Origin of the sequence: Ruminiclostridium herbifermentans (assembly GCF_005473905.2) — a bacterium.
Taxonomy (GTDB): domain Bacteria; phylum Bacillota; class Clostridia; order Acetivibrionales; family DSM-1351; genus Ruminiclostridium; species Ruminiclostridium herbifermentans.
Window position 1 is genome coordinate 4,596,125 of record NZ_CP061336.1, and the last position, 16,027, is coordinate 4,612,151.

10 protein-coding genes are annotated in these 16,027 nt (G+C 32.4%); 6 read left to right on the forward strand and 4 right to left on the reverse strand.

Going from position 1 to position 16,027, the window contains the following annotated elements; translation table 11 throughout:
* Nucleotides 1–52 precede the first annotated feature (52 nt).
* The gene (locus EHE19_RS18665) at nt 53–2,500 is read left to right on the forward strand and encodes a glycoside hydrolase family 94 protein (protein ID WP_137698651.1); all 2,448 of its coding nucleotides are present in this window, start codon (nt 53–55) and stop codon (nt 2,498–2,500) included.
* 393 nt (nt 2,501–2,893) lie between these two features.
* Here EHE19_RS18665 and EHE19_RS18670 read toward each other — a convergent pair whose 3' ends face one another.
* Nucleotides 2,894–3,721 (reverse strand): metal ABC transporter permease, encoded by an 828-nt coding sequence (locus EHE19_RS18670; RefSeq protein ID WP_137698652.1) that lies wholly within the window; start codon nt 3,719–3,721, stop codon nt 2,894–2,896.
* The gene (locus EHE19_RS18675; RefSeq protein ID WP_137698653.1) at nt 3,705–4,529 is read right to left on the reverse strand and encodes a metal ABC transporter ATP-binding protein; all 825 of its coding nucleotides are present in this window, start codon (nt 4,527–4,529) and stop codon (nt 3,705–3,707) included. The genes EHE19_RS18670 and EHE19_RS18675 overlap by 17 nt, the downstream gene beginning before the upstream one ends.
* A 404-nt stretch (nt 4,530–4,933) precedes the next feature.
* On the opposite strand from EHE19_RS18675, the gene tkt reads away from it, so the two are divergent.
* The 5 genes from tkt to EHE19_RS18700 all read left to right on the forward strand — a co-directional run bounded on the left by tkt (nt 4,934) and on the right by EHE19_RS18700 (nt 11,386).
* Nucleotides 4,934–6,922 (forward strand): transketolase, encoded by a 1,989-nt coding sequence (tkt, locus tag EHE19_RS18680; RefSeq protein WP_137698654.1) that lies wholly within the window; start codon nt 4,934–4,936, stop codon nt 6,920–6,922.
* Between the two features lie 499 nt (nt 6,923–7,421).
* Nucleotides 7,422–7,892: a DUF2975 domain-containing protein gene (locus EHE19_RS18685; protein WP_137698655.1), complete on the forward strand. Its 471-nt coding sequence runs from the start codon at nt 7,422–7,424 to the stop codon at nt 7,890–7,892.
* A gap of 15 nt (nt 7,893–7,907) precedes the next feature.
* On the forward strand, nt 7,908–8,120 hold the full coding sequence (locus EHE19_RS18690) for a helix-turn-helix domain-containing protein (RefSeq protein ID WP_137698656.1): 213 nt from the start codon (nt 7,908–7,910) through the stop codon (nt 8,118–8,120).
* 93 nt (nt 8,121–8,213) lie between these two features.
* Nucleotides 8,214–9,872, forward strand: a complete 1,659-nt coding sequence (locus EHE19_RS18695; protein WP_244648289.1) for a DUF4153 domain-containing protein — start codon at nt 8,214–8,216, stop codon at nt 9,870–9,872.
* A gap of 290 nt (nt 9,873–10,162) precedes the next feature.
* Nucleotides 10,163–11,386 carry a M14 family zinc carboxypeptidase gene (locus EHE19_RS18700; protein WP_137698657.1) on the forward strand — a complete coding sequence of 408 codons (1,224 nt, stop codon included), beginning with the start codon at nt 10,163–10,165 and terminating at the stop codon, nt 11,384–11,386.
* Between the two features lie 116 nt (nt 11,387–11,502).
* Here EHE19_RS18700 and EHE19_RS18705 read toward each other — a convergent pair whose 3' ends face one another.
* Both EHE19_RS18705 and helD read right to left on the reverse strand, forming a co-directional pair.
* Nucleotides 11,503–13,083, reverse strand: a complete 1,581-nt coding sequence (locus EHE19_RS18705; RefSeq protein WP_137698658.1) for a hypothetical protein — start codon at nt 13,081–13,083, stop codon at nt 11,503–11,505.
* A gap of 641 nt (nt 13,084–13,724) precedes the next feature.
* Nucleotides 13,725–16,007, reverse strand: coding sequence for an RNA polymerase recycling motor HelD (helD, locus tag EHE19_RS18710; protein WP_137698659.1), 2,283 nt, complete (start codon nt 16,005–16,007; stop codon nt 13,725–13,727).
* Nucleotides 16,008–16,027 lie beyond the last annotated feature (20 nt).

The following is a 16,027-nucleotide window of genomic DNA, read 5'->3' on the forward strand; positions in this document are numbered from 1 at the left end:
GTATATTAAAACAATATATAAGTATTCAGATTTTTTGGAGGTGCTTTTTAAAATGAATTACGGTTACTTTGATGAATTATCAAAAGAGTATGTTATTAATCGTCCTGATACACCCTCTCCGTGGTGTAATTACCTAGGCTCAGTTGATTATGGTGCTATTATCTCCAATAACGCTACAGGCTATAGCTTTGTTAAATCAGGTGCTTCTGGCAGAATTATAAGATTTAGATTTAACTCTGCATCTAACGATCAACCTGGAAGATATATTTATATTCGTGATAATTCTGACGGTGATTTCTGGTCTGGCTCATGGCAGCCTGTTTGTAAGCCTTTAGATAAATACAAAAGCGAGTGTCGTCATGGTACAGCATATACTCAAATATCTTCATCCTATAGGTCTATTGACACAACAGCACTTTATTTTGTGCCTCTTGATAAAAACTATGAAGTTTGGCAATTTAAAATTAAAAACAACGGAAGTGAACAAAAGAATCTATCTGTTTATGGAATGGTGGAATTTACAAACCATGACCACTATGAAAATGATACTGTAAATCTTCAATATTCACAGTTTATAAGCAAAACATATTTCAAAGGTGACCATATACTTCAGGTTATTAATGAAAACGGCAGTGAAGCTTCTAGCGATGTTGACGGACACTGTGACACAATGGGCGACCCTTCATGCAGATTTTTTGGTGTTGCAGGCCAAACTGTATCTGCTTTTGATGGAGAAAGAGAAGCCTTTCTTGGCTATTACAGAAACTATGGTAATCCTTTAGCCGTAGAAACTGGTAAATGCTCAAATACTGCTGCTTATAACTGTAATTCTTTTGGTGCACTTCAAATAGATATTACTCTTGCACCTGGTGAAGAAAAAGAAATGGTATTTATCCTTGGAGCAGGAAATGAAGAAATTGCTAAAAGTGTTATTAATAAATATAATGGTGAAGCTGCAAATACTATTAGCAATGTTGTAAACACTCAGTTTGAAGAATTAAAGAAATTCTGGCATGCGCGTCTAAACAATTTACAGGTAAATACACCTGATAGCAACCTTAACAATATGGTTAATGTTTGGAATGCTTATCAGTGCTTCATTACATTCCTATGGTCAAGAGCTGCTTCCTTTCAATATTGCGGCCTTAGAAACGGCCTAGGTTATCGTGACACTGTTCAGGATATACAAGGTATAATTCATCTTGATGACAAGCTGGCACGTGAACGACTTTGGCTAATGCTTAGCGCACAGGTTTCCAACGGTGGTGGACTTCCTTTGGTAAAGTTTGACCATAAGGCAGGACATGTAAAAACACCTGATGAATCTGAGTATGCTAAGTCGACAGGTCAATCCTATTATCGCGCTGATGATGCGCTATGGCTTTTCCCTACAGTTATTACTTATATTAAAGAAAGTGGCGAATGGAGTTTTATTGATGAAGTAATTCCTTATGCAGACAAGGGTGAGGCAACAGTATATAATCATTTGAGACAAGCAATACAATTTAATCTGGATAGACAAGGAAGTCATGGTTTCCCTGCTGGATTATTTGCAGATTGGAATGACTGTTTAAGACTTGGAACCAAAGGTGAATCTATGTTTGTAGCATTCCAGCTCTATTATGCTTTGGTTATCTTCAAGGAGTTTGCACAAAAGAAGGGCTTAAGCGATGATGTTAAGTGGGCTGACGAACATCTTGACAGACTAAGTACACAATTTGATCAATATGCTTGGCAGGAGGATCAATATGTGCGCGGCTTTACGGAAGACGGTTATACTATAGGAGCAAAAGAAAATGCAGAAGCAAATATTTGGCTAAATCCACAAACATGGTCAGTTATTAGTGGAGCTGCTAAAGGCGAGAAGGCAAAAACTGCTCTTAACAGTGTTTACAATAAGCTTAACACCAAGTATGGAGCAAGATTATTCTATCCTCCATTCAAAAAATATGGTATGCCAGTAGCAAGAATGGTACTCTTCAATGAAGGAACAAAGGAAAATGCGGGAATTTTCTCACAGCCTCAAGGATGGCTTATACTAGCAGAAACTATTGTAGGAAATGGAAATAGGGCATATGAATATTTTACAGAAATAAACCCTGCTGCAATGAACAACCATGCTGAAATAAGAAAGCTGGAGCCTTATGTTCACGGTCAGGCAACAGAGGGAATTGATACTTTGAATCATGGACGTTCTCATGTACATTGGCTTACAGGTACAGCATCAACAGTTATGGTTTCATTAGTTAATGGTATATTAGGTTTACAGCCTCAATATGATGGAATTAAGTTAGACCCATGTATTCCATCTGCATGGAAAGAGTTTACAATGAATAAAGTTTTCAGAGGTAAAATGCTTAATATTAAGGTTGAAAATAATGAAGGTGTTGAAAAAGGAGTTAAATATATCGTTATTAACGGAAAGAAACTTGATGGTTGTTATATCAGCTGTGATGATATAGCTGATACTAATGATGTGCTGGTTGTAATGGGAAAATAAAAGGATAAATAGTTGCGAGGCCTAATAGGGCTGTTGCAAAGCAAGAAATAATATATTATCAACAAACTGCTTAAATAGTACTCCCGAGCAATATATATCTATTGCTCGCTCACGAAATTGACGCTGAAATAATTATGGTGAAGAACAAGCACTTCCGCCGACCGTATTACACAAAGGCACTCTGTCTTGGGCTAATACTCACAGCTACATCCTGTATCTGTGTTGGCTGCAATACTTGTTCTTCACCTACTATTTCGAGCATCAATTTCTAACGGAGCTTCGCAATTAGAGATATATTACTACTTAGTACTATTTCTTGCAATAAGATATGAATATACAGAAAATTTTGTTTTGCAACAGTTTCTTATTTCTTATTGCTACCTAAATAATTGTCTACGCAAATCTCTTCCTTAGCGCCAATGTAACAAAATAAATTACAGCTGATACAATTACTATTGTGGCGCCCGTTGCCATATCAAAATAATATGAAAGTATTAATCCAACAACACCTGATACAATTGAAACAATTAGTGCAATAAAATTATATTGTGTTGTATTGGTAGAAACATTTCTTGCAGCCGCTGCAGGCAGCACTAATAAAGAATTTATTATCAAAAGCCCAACCCATTGTATGCATATTGTAACCACCACAGCAATTAAAGAAGTAAGAATCATCTCAACTGCAAGAGTATTTATTCCTCGACTTCTTGCCAATGATTGGTTTAGGCTTACAAGGAGCACTTTATTGTAAAACAAAATCCAAAGCACAATAACCAAGATTGCTAATACAAAAAGTACTATAACCTCTTCTGAACTTATACTAAGCAAGTCTCCTATAAATAAGGAACTGTATTTTGAAGTATTTATTATTATCAAACCAATGGCAATAGCAGCTGATGAAAAGACTCCTATAACAGTGTCGGTTGATGTCCTTGTTTTATTCTTAGCAATGGTTATCAACACGGAAAATGCTATTGAAAAGACTATAGCTGACCACATAGGAGAAATTATACCTATTGCTGTTCCTATTGCAATCCCTGTAAACGCTCCATGACCTAATGCATCAGAGAAAAACGCCATACGATTGTTAACAATAATTGTCCCTAGAATTGCAAAAATAGGTGTAATTAACAAAACTGCTAAAAAAGCATTTTTCATAAAGTCATAACTTAACCAGTCAAAAGGAAGAATAGTATTTAATATGCTATATATCTGGCTCATCAACTTTCCTCCTATCCTCTGTTCTAGCATTATCAAAAATACCGGTTAGTCCAAAGGTCTCATGCAGTCTTTTATCGCTGAATACCTCTTTAGGTGTACCATTTAGAATAACTGTTCCGTCAATTAACACAACCCTATCTGCATGCTTTTTGACTAAATCCAAGTCATGAGACACAAGAATAATGGAAAGATCATATATCTCTCTAATTCTTGATACTATTTCATAGAAAACATCTAAGCCCTTTTTATCAACACCTGACACAGGTTCGTCCAAAAGCAATAGCTGTGGCATAGGCTCCAATGCAAGCGCAAGTAAAACCCTTTGGAGTTCACCACCTGACAATGAACCTAATCTTTTATTTATAAGACCTTCTGCCTGTACTCTGCTGAGGCAGTCGATAATTTTCTGCAGAAGCTGCCTTGATGACTTATACCATGCAGGCTTTTTGCTCATACAGGAAACAAATACATCTTTTACACTTACTGGTGCTGCAGTATCGAATTCCAACTGTTGAGGTACATAGCCTACTATCGGTCTGCTAGTAATATTTCCGCTTGACCCATTAAAGGTTATTGTCCCCTCATGCTTAACCTCTCCCAAAATTGCTTTAAGCAGTGTGCTTTTTCCTGCACCATTAGGTCCTATTACTGCTGTCAGTTCCCCACAGTGTAAATGCAAATTTACATCTTTAAGTATTTGTGTTTTTCCAATTTTAACTGAAAATCCCTGAATTTTAGTACAGCAATACCCGCTGCAGCTCATATTTAAGTGGCATTTCTCATTATGTTTCTTGATATTATCTTCCATCAATATTTCCTCTCAAAAGAATTTCCTCTCAAACTTTATACTAAAGTATTATACCAAAAATTACTATAGATTCACTCATTATTAAATTATTTTTATTTTCAAAATAAATTTCGAATAATATAAAATCGCATAATACAGTAATAAATATATCTTCTTCTAATTATATATAATTTTTTAGTTTTTTATTTTTGTATTTTGGAAATATTATAGCTAACATGTTATTTTGTTTTATTTTTATGATAATATATTCAAAGATAACAAATAATTATGCAGACCTACGAGAAACTCTGCATACACACAGCTTGTTGTGTTGAAAACACTTATTTTAAAAAATTTATAATGGAGGTGTAAAGTCCCTGCCATATTTTTAATACTGTTTCTTTCAAATGGTATGGACAAAGATAATGAATAGAATAGACACTTTAAGTATTAATACAATAAGAATTTTGTCAGCTGAGGCAGTTCAAAAAGCAAACTCCGGACATCCTGGATTACCACTTGGTGCAGCCCCAATTGCTTATACCGTATGGGCTAAGCATATGAAACACAATCCCTTAAATCCAAACTGGTCAAATAGGGACAGATTTATTCTTTCTGCAGGACACGGTTCAGCCATGCTATATTCAATATTGCATCTTTTTGGATACGATATCTCAATAGAAGATTTGAAAAACTTCAGACAATTTAACAGTAAAACCCCCGGACACCCTGAATATATGCATACACCCGGTGTTGAAGTAACAACAGGACCTCTTGGTCAAGGTGTCGCAAATGGTGTCGGTATGGCAATGGCTGAGGCTTTTATGGCCGCTAAATTTAATAGGGATGGATTTAATGTTGTTGACAATTACACTTATGTTTTATGTGGTGATGGATGCTTAATGGAAGGTGTTGCAAGTGAAGCTGCTTCACTTGCAGGTACATTAAAATTAGGAAAACTAATTTTACTTTATGATAGTAACAAAATTACTATTGAAGGAGATACCAGTATTTCATTTACTGAAAATGTAGCAAAGCGTTTTGATTCATACGGCTGGCAGGTTATCAATGTTGAAGATGGAAATGATGTACCCTCAATAAGTACTGCAATTGACTGTGCTAAAGCCAATACCGCAAAACCTTCAATTATTATTATAAATACTCAAATTGGCTATGGTTCACCTAATGCTGGCAGTTCTTCTGTTCATGGAGAACCACTTGGTGAAGAATCCTTAGCAAAAACAAAGGAATTCCTAGGTATTTCTAAAGATGACTGTTTCAAGGTTCCAGATGAAGTTTTAGCATATATGCAAGAACTAGTTCAAGCAGGAATAAAAGCTGAAGAAAACTGGACTGAGATGTTTAAGAAGTATTCTGAAAAGTATTCTGGTTTGGCTAAGGAATGGGATTTATGGCATAACGGAAGCTATGATGAGCTGTTATTGAATGATGAAGGATATTGGAAATTTGATTCAAAACCAATTGCAACAAGAGCAGTCTCAGGTAATTTAATTAATTATTTAGCTCAGCGATTACCAAACTTTATTGGTGGTTCTGCTGATTTAGCTCCATCAAATAAAACTAATATGAAAGACATGGGTGATTTCTCAGCTGCTGATTATAGTGGAAGAAATATTCACTTTGGTGTAAGAGAACACGCAATGGCTTCTATCGCAAATGCAATGTCTGCCTATGGTGGCTTAAAATTATTCTGTGCAACTTTCTTTGTATTTACTGATTATATGAAGGGTGCTATGAGGTTATCAGCCCTTATGAAATTACCCGTAACTTATGTTATGACACATGATAGTATTGGTGTAGGAGAGGATGGTCCTACTCACCAGCCAATTGAGCAATTGGCTGCAATTAGGAGTATTCCTAACTTCGTTGTATTTAGACCTGCAGATAGTAATGAAACGGCTGCTGGCTGGTTTACGGCAGTAACAAGCAAATCAGCACCCACTTGTCTAGTATTGACCAGACAAAATCTTCCTTCACTTAATATTGATGGTAAAATAGCTCTAAAAGGAGCATATACTTTATTAGACTCTAAAAACCCTATTCCACAGGCAATTTTAATTTCCAGTGGTTCTGAAGTTCATGTAACATTAGAAGCGGGAAAAACACTTCAAGAAGAAGGCATAGATGTTAGAGTTGTTAGCATGCCTTCATGGGAGTTATTTGAACAGCAGTCAGAAGAGTATAAAGAAAGTGTTCTTCCATCAGCTGTTACCAATAGAGTTGCTGTTGAGGCTGCCTCATCCTTTGGTTGGCACAAATATGTTGGTTTAAAAGGTGATGTCGTATGTATAGATAATTTCGGTGCCTCGGCTCCTGCAGAACAGTTATTTAAGCATTTCGGCTTTACTGCTGACAATATAGCAGCAAAGGTTAAAGCTGTTATTAAAAAATAAATATTGAGTTGTTTATACAAATAGTTATTCAATAAGTCGTTTAGCAAGAAATCGTGAAAACAGCATTACTAATCCATCTTTCATCCTGAAAGAAGAGTAACGGTCAGAATATAATTTATATAATCGGCCGTTACTTTTTTGTTAAATTTCGTGCTAAAGCTTATAATATAGAAAAATAATCTAATTTAGAATTTATAGTTCTACTCAAAAATTCACAAAAATAGCATATGCTTTGCTGCATATAGTGATTTTATTAAGTAACCTAGTGTATTGAATATTTCAAAATTTCAATTAATCTAAATATATCCACAAATCGATTAAAAAAACAATCTGAATATCGTAGCAAAGTCCTAAACTATAACTGTCTTTAGTAAATAATATTGTATTTCAAAAATAAATTATCATATTTTAATAAATTTTTATTGACAAACGATAATTTAAGCAGTATATTTTATATAGATAATAACACTATAATTATTAACATATGAGGTGTAAATTAATGAATTTTCAAATTTTAGGTATTAAAGGATTAAGTCGTGTGATGGAAGTCTCTTGTACTATTTTTCAAATTTTAGGTACTATACTGGTACTTTCTTTACCTTGGACACTTAATTACTATTTACTTTATAAGCAAAGTTTAGTTGAAGATACTATTTACTACTCAATGATAATACTGCTATTTATATCAGGTGTTTGTGGTTTCTCTATATTACATCATGCAAAAAAAGCACTCCATAACATAAATGTTAAAAATCCTTTTACATTAGATACCGCAAACAGAATAAAGTATATCTCTTACTGGTGTTTGCCCGTTGCATTTATTTATTTGCTTGCAATATTTTTCATTCCGTCGGCTTTTGTTCTTCTTGTAGGTTTAACGTTTTTATTTCTTGCCGCATGTATTTTCATCATTGCCAAATTATTCTATCAGGCCGTTAATTACAAGCAAGAAAATGACTTGACCATATAGAAAAGGAGAATACCTATGCCAATAGTAGTAAATGTAGATGTAATGCTGGCAAAGAGAAAAATGAGTTCAACAGAGTTAGCTGAAAAAATAGGAATAACAACTGCTAACCTTTCAATATTAAAAACCAATAAGGCGAAAGCCATAAGGTTCTCTACACTCGAAGAAATATGCAAGGCTTTAGACTGCCAGCCTGGGGACATCTTAGAGTACGTACCAGCTGAAGATTAAGCAGCTTTTATAAAAATATCTGAGATATTGAACAGTTCTCCTGACAGCATAACCAATTGTGAGTTTTCACATCGAAAGGAAGGATTAATAAATATGGAAAACAAGAATCCACAAAAATCTGAGCCTCAAAACTCAAAAACAAATAAAATTGCATCACAAACAGGGCAATCTTCGCAAGCAGCCCATCAAAGCAATGCAAATAGCATGGATATGCCTCCAAATTATAGCTACTATACCCCCTATATTCCTAGAAATAAAACCCTTAAATACATTGCTTTTAAGGAGAAAGTAACCTCTATAAAGGGTTTATATATATCTGTGTTAAGTATTCTATTCTGCATTCTATTTACAGAAACTATTCTACTTGGTTCAGCTGGCATTTCCGTACCAATTTTAGCTATTGCTCTTGAATGTATGCTATTTTATTTCTTTAAAGAGCCAGAAAAACCGATAAATAAAGCTTCTGTTTACTTGGCCCCCCCAATTCTGCTGCTTGCATTTAGTTTTTTTATTCATTATAATCCTAGTACGCAATTTATTACCTGGTTGACAATAATGGGGCTGCTATGCATTCAGATTATTGTGCTTGCTGATATTGAGGTAAATGGTTTATTTAGCTTCGATATGCTGTCAAAATCCATAGTTAACCTTATTGGAAGGCCTATCTCAAACTTTGCTATGCCCTTTATATCATTTAAAATAATTAAAAACAACAAGTCAAAAGCTTTAGCAAACTCTATCTATATTTTTATTGGGCTGGCAATATCAATACCAATAGCAGCAATTCTAATGGGCTTATTCATGAGCGCAGATGCAGTATTTGCTGAATCCATGAATACAGTTAAAAACCTTATAGGTCTAGATTTTAGAGTTGCTTTCTGGGATATTGTTTTAGGGTCTTTATTTGGTCTGTTCTTTGGAGCAATGATTTTAGGTTTAAAATATGAAGAAAAAAAGCAAACTCCAGCTGCTAAAATTGGCGATAATATTGAAAGTATAATTATTGGCACTTTTCTTACAATTATAAATATATTTATTATAACCTTTGTGGTGTTTCAATTTATGTACTTATTCGGCGGTACAGTTAATATTAGCGCCTCAGACATGACTTACGCAGAATACGCTAGACGAGGATTTTTTGAACTTACAACTGCTTCAGGGATAATATTTGCAATTGCACTTTCTGTTTTAATCATGACTAAGAAAAAAAATGGTAAGCTTCCTTTATGGATTCAGTTGACAACTGTTTGCCTGTGTTTGTGTAATGATGTTTTACTAATATCTGCAATGAAAAGGATGCTATTGTATGTAGATATTTATGGTCTTAGTGTTAAACGCGTTTTGACGCTATGGTTTATGATTTTAATTGGTTTTTGTTTGTTATGGTTAATAATAAAATGCTTTATTAACAACATCTATGTAATGAATTGGATTGGTATTACTGTAATTGTAGGTGTTTGTATTCTGAGCCTGATAAACGTAGACAGAATTATAGCTAATTATAATGTTAATCGCTATTTATCCAGTCCAACAGAAAATTCAATTGACATAAACTATTTAGGACAATTATCCTACAGCGCCGTGCCTGAAATAATTCGTCTGAAAGGATTGGATGAAGGAAGCAACATAAACTTTGATATAAAAAATATACTAGAGCATCACAATTTTAAGTTACAATACCGGCATAAACTTTACGGATTTACAATTGACATGATAGAAGCTAGTAGTATTTTGAACAGAGAATTCAAGTGACATACTCATACTGAAATTGAAATTTTAATTTGTTTAAAATGCGATGATAACTATAATACGCGGGGATAAAACTTCTCGTTTTTATCTGACTGTATCCGCAAACCTTACCTAAATAAATATTACCAAATACTTAATTCCATGTCGATATATTAAAAACGGCATGGAATTTTTTGCTATTATCTCACCTCGCTTTTTCACACATATTTCTCCATATTCTACTTTTTCTGTTTTGCAAGTTAACATAAAAATAATGTATTATTATAAGAAAAAATAAATCTTAAGGGGGCAACATGGTGCGTAAAATAAATATTTCTATCCTTTTAATTTTATTTATTCTATCATCCTTTTCTTCATTTGCAGCAGAAACAGAAATCACTTATTCTAAAACCTTACAGCAAATATACAACAGCAAGAATGTATACACTGATACGCAAACCCGCTTGAATGAATTAAATAAGAATTATAGTAATATTACATATTTGTTTACTGCCGGAAAATCAGTACAGAATCGAGACTTAACAGTTTTAAAGGTAGGTAAAGGTCCTAAAAAAATATTTATAAATGCCTCCCATCATCCTCGTGAATATATGGGAACTATTCTAACACTTAACCAAGCTCAATACATACTAGAAGCTTATTCAAATAATAAAATCATAGATGGTTGCAATATTAAACAACTCCTTGATAATGAGGTATCCTTTTATTTCATGCCCCTCGTTAATCCCGATGGGGTACAGATATGTGTAAACGGCTCACCAGCTTATTATTTTAATGCTAATAAAGTAGATTTAAATCATAACTGTGCAGCTGATTGGACAAAAAGAATTACCAGTACATATTCTACTGGTACATCACCTTTTTCAGAACCAGAAACAAAAGCTGTTAAATACTTATGTGAAACAGTTGAATTTGATTTAACAATTGCTTATCATGCAGCTGGAGATATAATTTATTGGTACTATGGTCAGCAAGGCGCTGCTAAAACCAGAGATTTGGCATATGCTAATATATTAAAAGATACAACAGGATATAGCTTAGTGAGCACAAGTAATTATAAATCTTCAACATCCGGATTTAAAGACTGGTGCGTTCAGACATTAAAAATCCCATCTTTTACAATTGAGATTGGTGGGAAACGTGGAATAACTAAGCCTATAGAATGGTCTTTATATAATTCCATATGGGAGAAAAACAAGCTTGTTCCACTGAGAATGTCAAAACAGTTACTTAAGCAAACTCAATTTAATGGTGATAAGAAAACGGCATTGATATACAAAAATTCTTTAGTACATCTTAGTAAAGACATTCTAAAACAAGACAAAAAAAATTACATTTCAGTTAGAGATGCTAAAATACTTACCTCTAATAGCATAACTGAAACACAGCAATATAAGCTGAAAATGTACAGTTTAACAATTAATAACACTTATTATATAGATATTGATTACTTTAAAAATATATTTAATCTAAAATATACCTACGATGAATTCACAAATACCATCTACTTAGAATAGATTAAAGGAATTTGTCCGGATATTCATTAATAAAGCATTATCATAGACATTTAAAACTAAAACACCCTCTACTAAATTATAGTAAAGGGTGTTTATAATTTATAAAACTTGTAGGTTTAATTCAAATACTCTTCTTCTGAACTACCAGACAAAAGCAATCCAATTATTTTTTCCTGTATTCTTTCACCCATTTCATTAGCAAACTCTGAAAGAGCAGTTATATCATCAAGCATAATAGCATTGTCCAGAGATATAATAGGTTTTGATATATTAGCTATATTTGACTGCTTAACTTCTGTGAAAACAGTAATTCCCATTCTTTTGCCATCGAAGCTTGTAGTAAATGCATATTGGCCTTGAAGAGTGTTATTATCCTTCCTCATATTTTTAATGCTAAAGTAGATATCATTTATGTCTGTAGTTTCTAAATCATCTTTAAATTGTGCTAATTTTACTTTTCCTTGTATGCTTCCAACAAAAGCATCTAAGCCTCCTACTTTTGCATCTTTTTCATATGTATAATCTGCTTTAATTAAATTTTTGCCTGATATATCCACTTCGCATTCTCCATTATATAAACCATTATGTAACTTCATTTTGTTTCTTATTTCAAAAATACTATCTTCGCTCTCTTTAACATTAAAGTTAAACATATCATTTCCCAATAAATCTTTAAATGATGAAAGAGTTATCCCTACTTCACTTTCCTTTTCAATAAACTGTCTAGAAAGAATATCCCCATTGTCCTTAAAGTATGCCGTATATTCAATCTGTACGTCCTCTATATTTTCTGCAGCATAATACAAAAGAAAACAAATATTTTGAATCCCTTCATCAATTTCATCTAGCGTTGCGCTCCCAAGATCAATCTCCAGTTCCTGAAGCTTCAGAATGTCCATATATAAATTATTAACACTCTTGCATATTGTTCTAATATCCTTGTCTTTTTCAAGTTCCTTCGCCAAAGCCTTACAAATATTTGCAATAATTTCTTCATCAATATTAAATGTTATAGAATTACAATTAATTCCCTCAAATTTATCAGTTCTGTTCAATACTACTTTAGAGTCTGGAATTTGTCCAAAAATAACATCCTTTAAGTATCTTTCTATCATATTATCATAAGCTTTTCGACTTAATCCAAATATTTCTTCAAACGCCTTATCATCGTAAAGAAAGGCATTTATAAGATTAGTTGATATTTCATATGTACTAGAATTGTCAATTCCTATAGCCTTATCTATCAAACTTGGAAAAGTGATAATTTCTTTATTGCCTGCTGATTTTATATCTAAATCCGCAAAGTCCTTATTATCATATTTAGCGCCTAAGAAAAGTGTAAAATAGCTGTCCTTTAAATCTTTATAATTTACATTATACTTACAATTTAACTCAAATTTAGATAAATAATCCGAAATCATTTTCATTTCTTCATCATATTTCATTAAATCTCCATCGAGCTTTGCACTTGCCTTACATTCATAACTTCTCTCAGATAAATAATTTTCTATGTAGTAATCCTTATATTTTTTCTTAAGATCCTTTAAATTATTTTTCTCCAGATACAAATAATAATTCTTTGAACCAAAAACAGAAGCCTTTACGTTTGTTTCAGATAAAAATAAAGTTATCATTAATAATGAAACTAAAAAAACAGATATACAGGCTAAACACTTTCTATTATTTCTACGTAACATGAAATACCTCCAATAATCTTTATTATCATCATACTATTAATTATATATATAAAACTAAATACTGCATAGACAAATTTTACTAATAATTTAACAAAAAATTTTTATGTTGCCAATTATGCAGTATTTTACAAAATTATAACCTTGATTAACCATTCTATATTTAATACCCAATATTTACTAATAAATTAAATATTCATACAAGTTAAAATTTTTACCATAAAACTGGTATTTAAAAAGTAAAGATTGGTAATACTAATAATACATCAATTTAGGAGGGATATAAATGGGTGACAAAGGTTCTCAAAAAAAAGCACCGAAAATGACTAAAAAAGAGGCTAGAGCCGCAAAGATAGCAGCCAGAAATAATAAGAGTAGTGAAGGAGATTAGCACTAGCAAACGAGGCGTAAACCACTTTATTGTTACGCCTCGTTTATTTATACTTAATCTTATCCAAATTATTTCAATCAATTGATATCTTCCTTTTTCTATTCTGAAGGTCTACTTATGATATAGTTTATAGCATCCAACTAGTTAAGTACTCTAGCCATAAAATTTTTCCTGAAGTGTTAGAAAAATTAATGTGCCTGTTTTATAATATTCTTCATCAATTGTGATTAATTCTAATGTAATAATAAGACTTCTAATCAAGCAATTTAGTCTTCTCTCCTACATAGTAAATTAAAAGTTTATGAAGTGGTCTAGTCATTGCCACATACAACAATTTAACATCTAATTCGTTTTCAGTATAATTATGCCTGTTAGCATTTGAAATAAGTACTACGTCAAATTCTAATCCTTTAGATAGGTATGAAGGTACAATCACAATACCACTTTTATATTCTTTTTCATTTCCAGTAATAACAGTTATGTCTTTGTCAGCCCTTTTTAGAAGAGGCAGAAATAATTCACATTCCTCACTTGTTTTGCATATTACTGCAATTGTTTTGTGTCCTTTTGCTTTTGATTCTATAATCTTTTGACATATATCCTTTGCAGTTTCATCAATATCTGATTTAGATATTATTTCAACAGGTTCTCCATGCCTTATAACAGGTTTTCCTTTCAGCAGTTCACTATTTTGTAATTTATCAATTACATTATTTGCAGCATCCATTATTTCAATTGTAGTTCTGTAGCTTTGTTCAAGAGTTAAATATTCACACTTTTTTCCCTCAAAAACATTCTCCACAATTTCTTCCCAGCTACGAACGCCTCTATATGAATGTATCCCTTGGCATAAATCTCCTAATATAGTAAATGAACTATCTTTAACTATCTTTTTTAACACAAAAAATTGAAAGGCACTGAAATCTTGTGCTTCATCAATTACAATATGTTTAACAGGAATTTTTTCATCCATTCCATATATCTTATATTTTAAATATATTATTGGTGCTAAGTCCTCAAGCTCCAACATTTTATTATTTAATACACTCAGTGTATATTCTCTGGTAAACTTACATACCTCTTTATCAATATATTTACTCGCTATACTATCAAATGTATCCGCATTCTTCATTAAATCTATATAATACTGGTATGGACTTATTTTAGGTAAGGTATCTAAATATTCCTTAACTAAAGTCTTAGTAACTTTTTCAATTTTTCCAATTACTCTGTCTCTCTTTTCAAATGCTTTAATGACCAATTCTTGTTTTTCTTTTTCATCAATTTTTGACGCTCTAATCTTTGCAATCTTCCTATCACATTCAAATTCTATCTGAGAAATAAAATCCTGTTTGCTTGCCTTAAGCCTTGTAGTAATGCTCTTTTTAATTTCATTCATTCTTTGTGCTATTGGCCACATAGCATACTGTGTTGTAAACAAATTATTTATTTCTTCATAAGTAAATATCACCTTTGTGCCTAACATTATGTCCTGTTTTGGAATAAATGAAAACTCAATTATCTTGATATACTCATCAATTATATCTTTAAAGTACATTGATGTTTTCACTATAGAAGCCTGTCTTATTAAATTGTTATTGGAAATCTGTTCATCTGTGGTATTATAATTAACAAACTTATTGAGTTTGTAATTTGAATCTGTGAGTTTAAACTTTTTCCCGATTAACTCCATTGAAAAATCTTCAAATGTAGTTTGATTTACTCTTTCTACTCCAAGTTCCGGTAATACCTCTGAGATATAGTTTAAAAAAAGTCTATTAGGAGCAATTATCATAAAATTTTCAGGCTCAAAACTTTTTTCAAAGGTATAAATAAGATATGCAATTCTATGGAGAGCAATTGTTGTTTTACCACTACCTGCTACGCCTTGAACTATAAGAGGTTTCCACATAGGTGCCCTTACTATTTTATTTTGCTCTTCTTGAATAGTAGAAACAATTTCTTTTAGCCTGTTTTCAGCATTAGCTCCAAGATAAGTTTGTAAAAATTCATCATTAGTAGTTATATCAATATCAAATATTTCTTCTAATTCTCCATTATTAATTGAAAATTGTCTCTTTAAAAGAAGTTGCCCCTCAATAGTCCCATCAGGACATTCATAGCTAGATGCCCCTAATCTTCCTTCATAGTACAAGTTTGCAATTGGAGCCCTCCAGTCAACAATTATTATTTCCTGATCTTCGTCTCTTGCAAGTGACATTTTCCCAATGTATAACTTTTCAATTTTTTTAGTATCGTCCTCAAGAAAATCAATTCTAGCAAAGTATGGCTTACTTTTGGCAGTATGCAGGTTTTTAATCTTTAATGCCAACGCATCATGAATCAAAGTATTAACCATGATACTTGTGTAGTCTGCACTACTATCACCAGACATATGTCTTTGAACATTATCTAACTCATTTCCAACCTTTTTTCTTTTTTCTATAGCGCGTTCAAGACTTTTTTTCACATAGTCCAAAGTATACCTGCACCTTTCTAGCTCTTCTTTATAGGCTGGATGGTTTGCAGCAGACATAATAAATTCCTCCTCACTTT

What these genes read in the sequence shown, in the direction of transcription:
- EHE19_RS18665 (WP_137698651.1), top strand. Translation starts at nt 53, where the DNA reads ATGAATTACGGTTACTTTGATGAATTATCAAAAGAGTATGTTATTAAT.
- EHE19_RS18670 (WP_137698652.1), bottom strand. Translation starts at nt 3,721, where the DNA reads ATGAGCCAGATATATAGCATATTAAATACTATTCTTCCTTTTGACTGG.
- EHE19_RS18675 (WP_137698653.1), bottom strand. Translation starts at nt 4,529, where the DNA reads ATGGAAGATAATATCAAGAAACATAATGAGAAATGCCACTTAAATATG.
- tkt (WP_137698654.1), top strand. Translation starts at nt 4,934, where the DNA reads ATGAATAGAATAGACACTTTAAGTATTAATACAATAAGAATTTTGTCA.
- EHE19_RS18685 (WP_137698655.1), top strand. Translation starts at nt 7,422, where the DNA reads ATGAATTTTCAAATTTTAGGTATTAAAGGATTAAGTCGTGTGATGGAA.
- EHE19_RS18690 (WP_137698656.1), top strand. Translation starts at nt 7,908, where the DNA reads ATGCCAATAGTAGTAAATGTAGATGTAATGCTGGCAAAGAGAAAAATG.
- EHE19_RS18695 (WP_244648289.1), top strand. Translation starts at nt 8,214, where the DNA reads ATGGAAAACAAGAATCCACAAAAATCTGAGCCTCAAAACTCAAAAACA.
- EHE19_RS18700 (WP_137698657.1), top strand. Translation starts at nt 10,163, where the DNA reads ATGGTGCGTAAAATAAATATTTCTATCCTTTTAATTTTATTTATTCTA.
- EHE19_RS18705 (WP_137698658.1), bottom strand. Translation starts at nt 13,083, where the DNA reads ATGTTACGTAGAAATAATAGAAAGTGTTTAGCCTGTATATCTGTTTTT.
- helD (WP_137698659.1), bottom strand. Translation starts at nt 16,007, where the DNA reads ATGTCTGCTGCAAACCATCCAGCCTATAAAGAAGAGCTAGAAAGGTGC.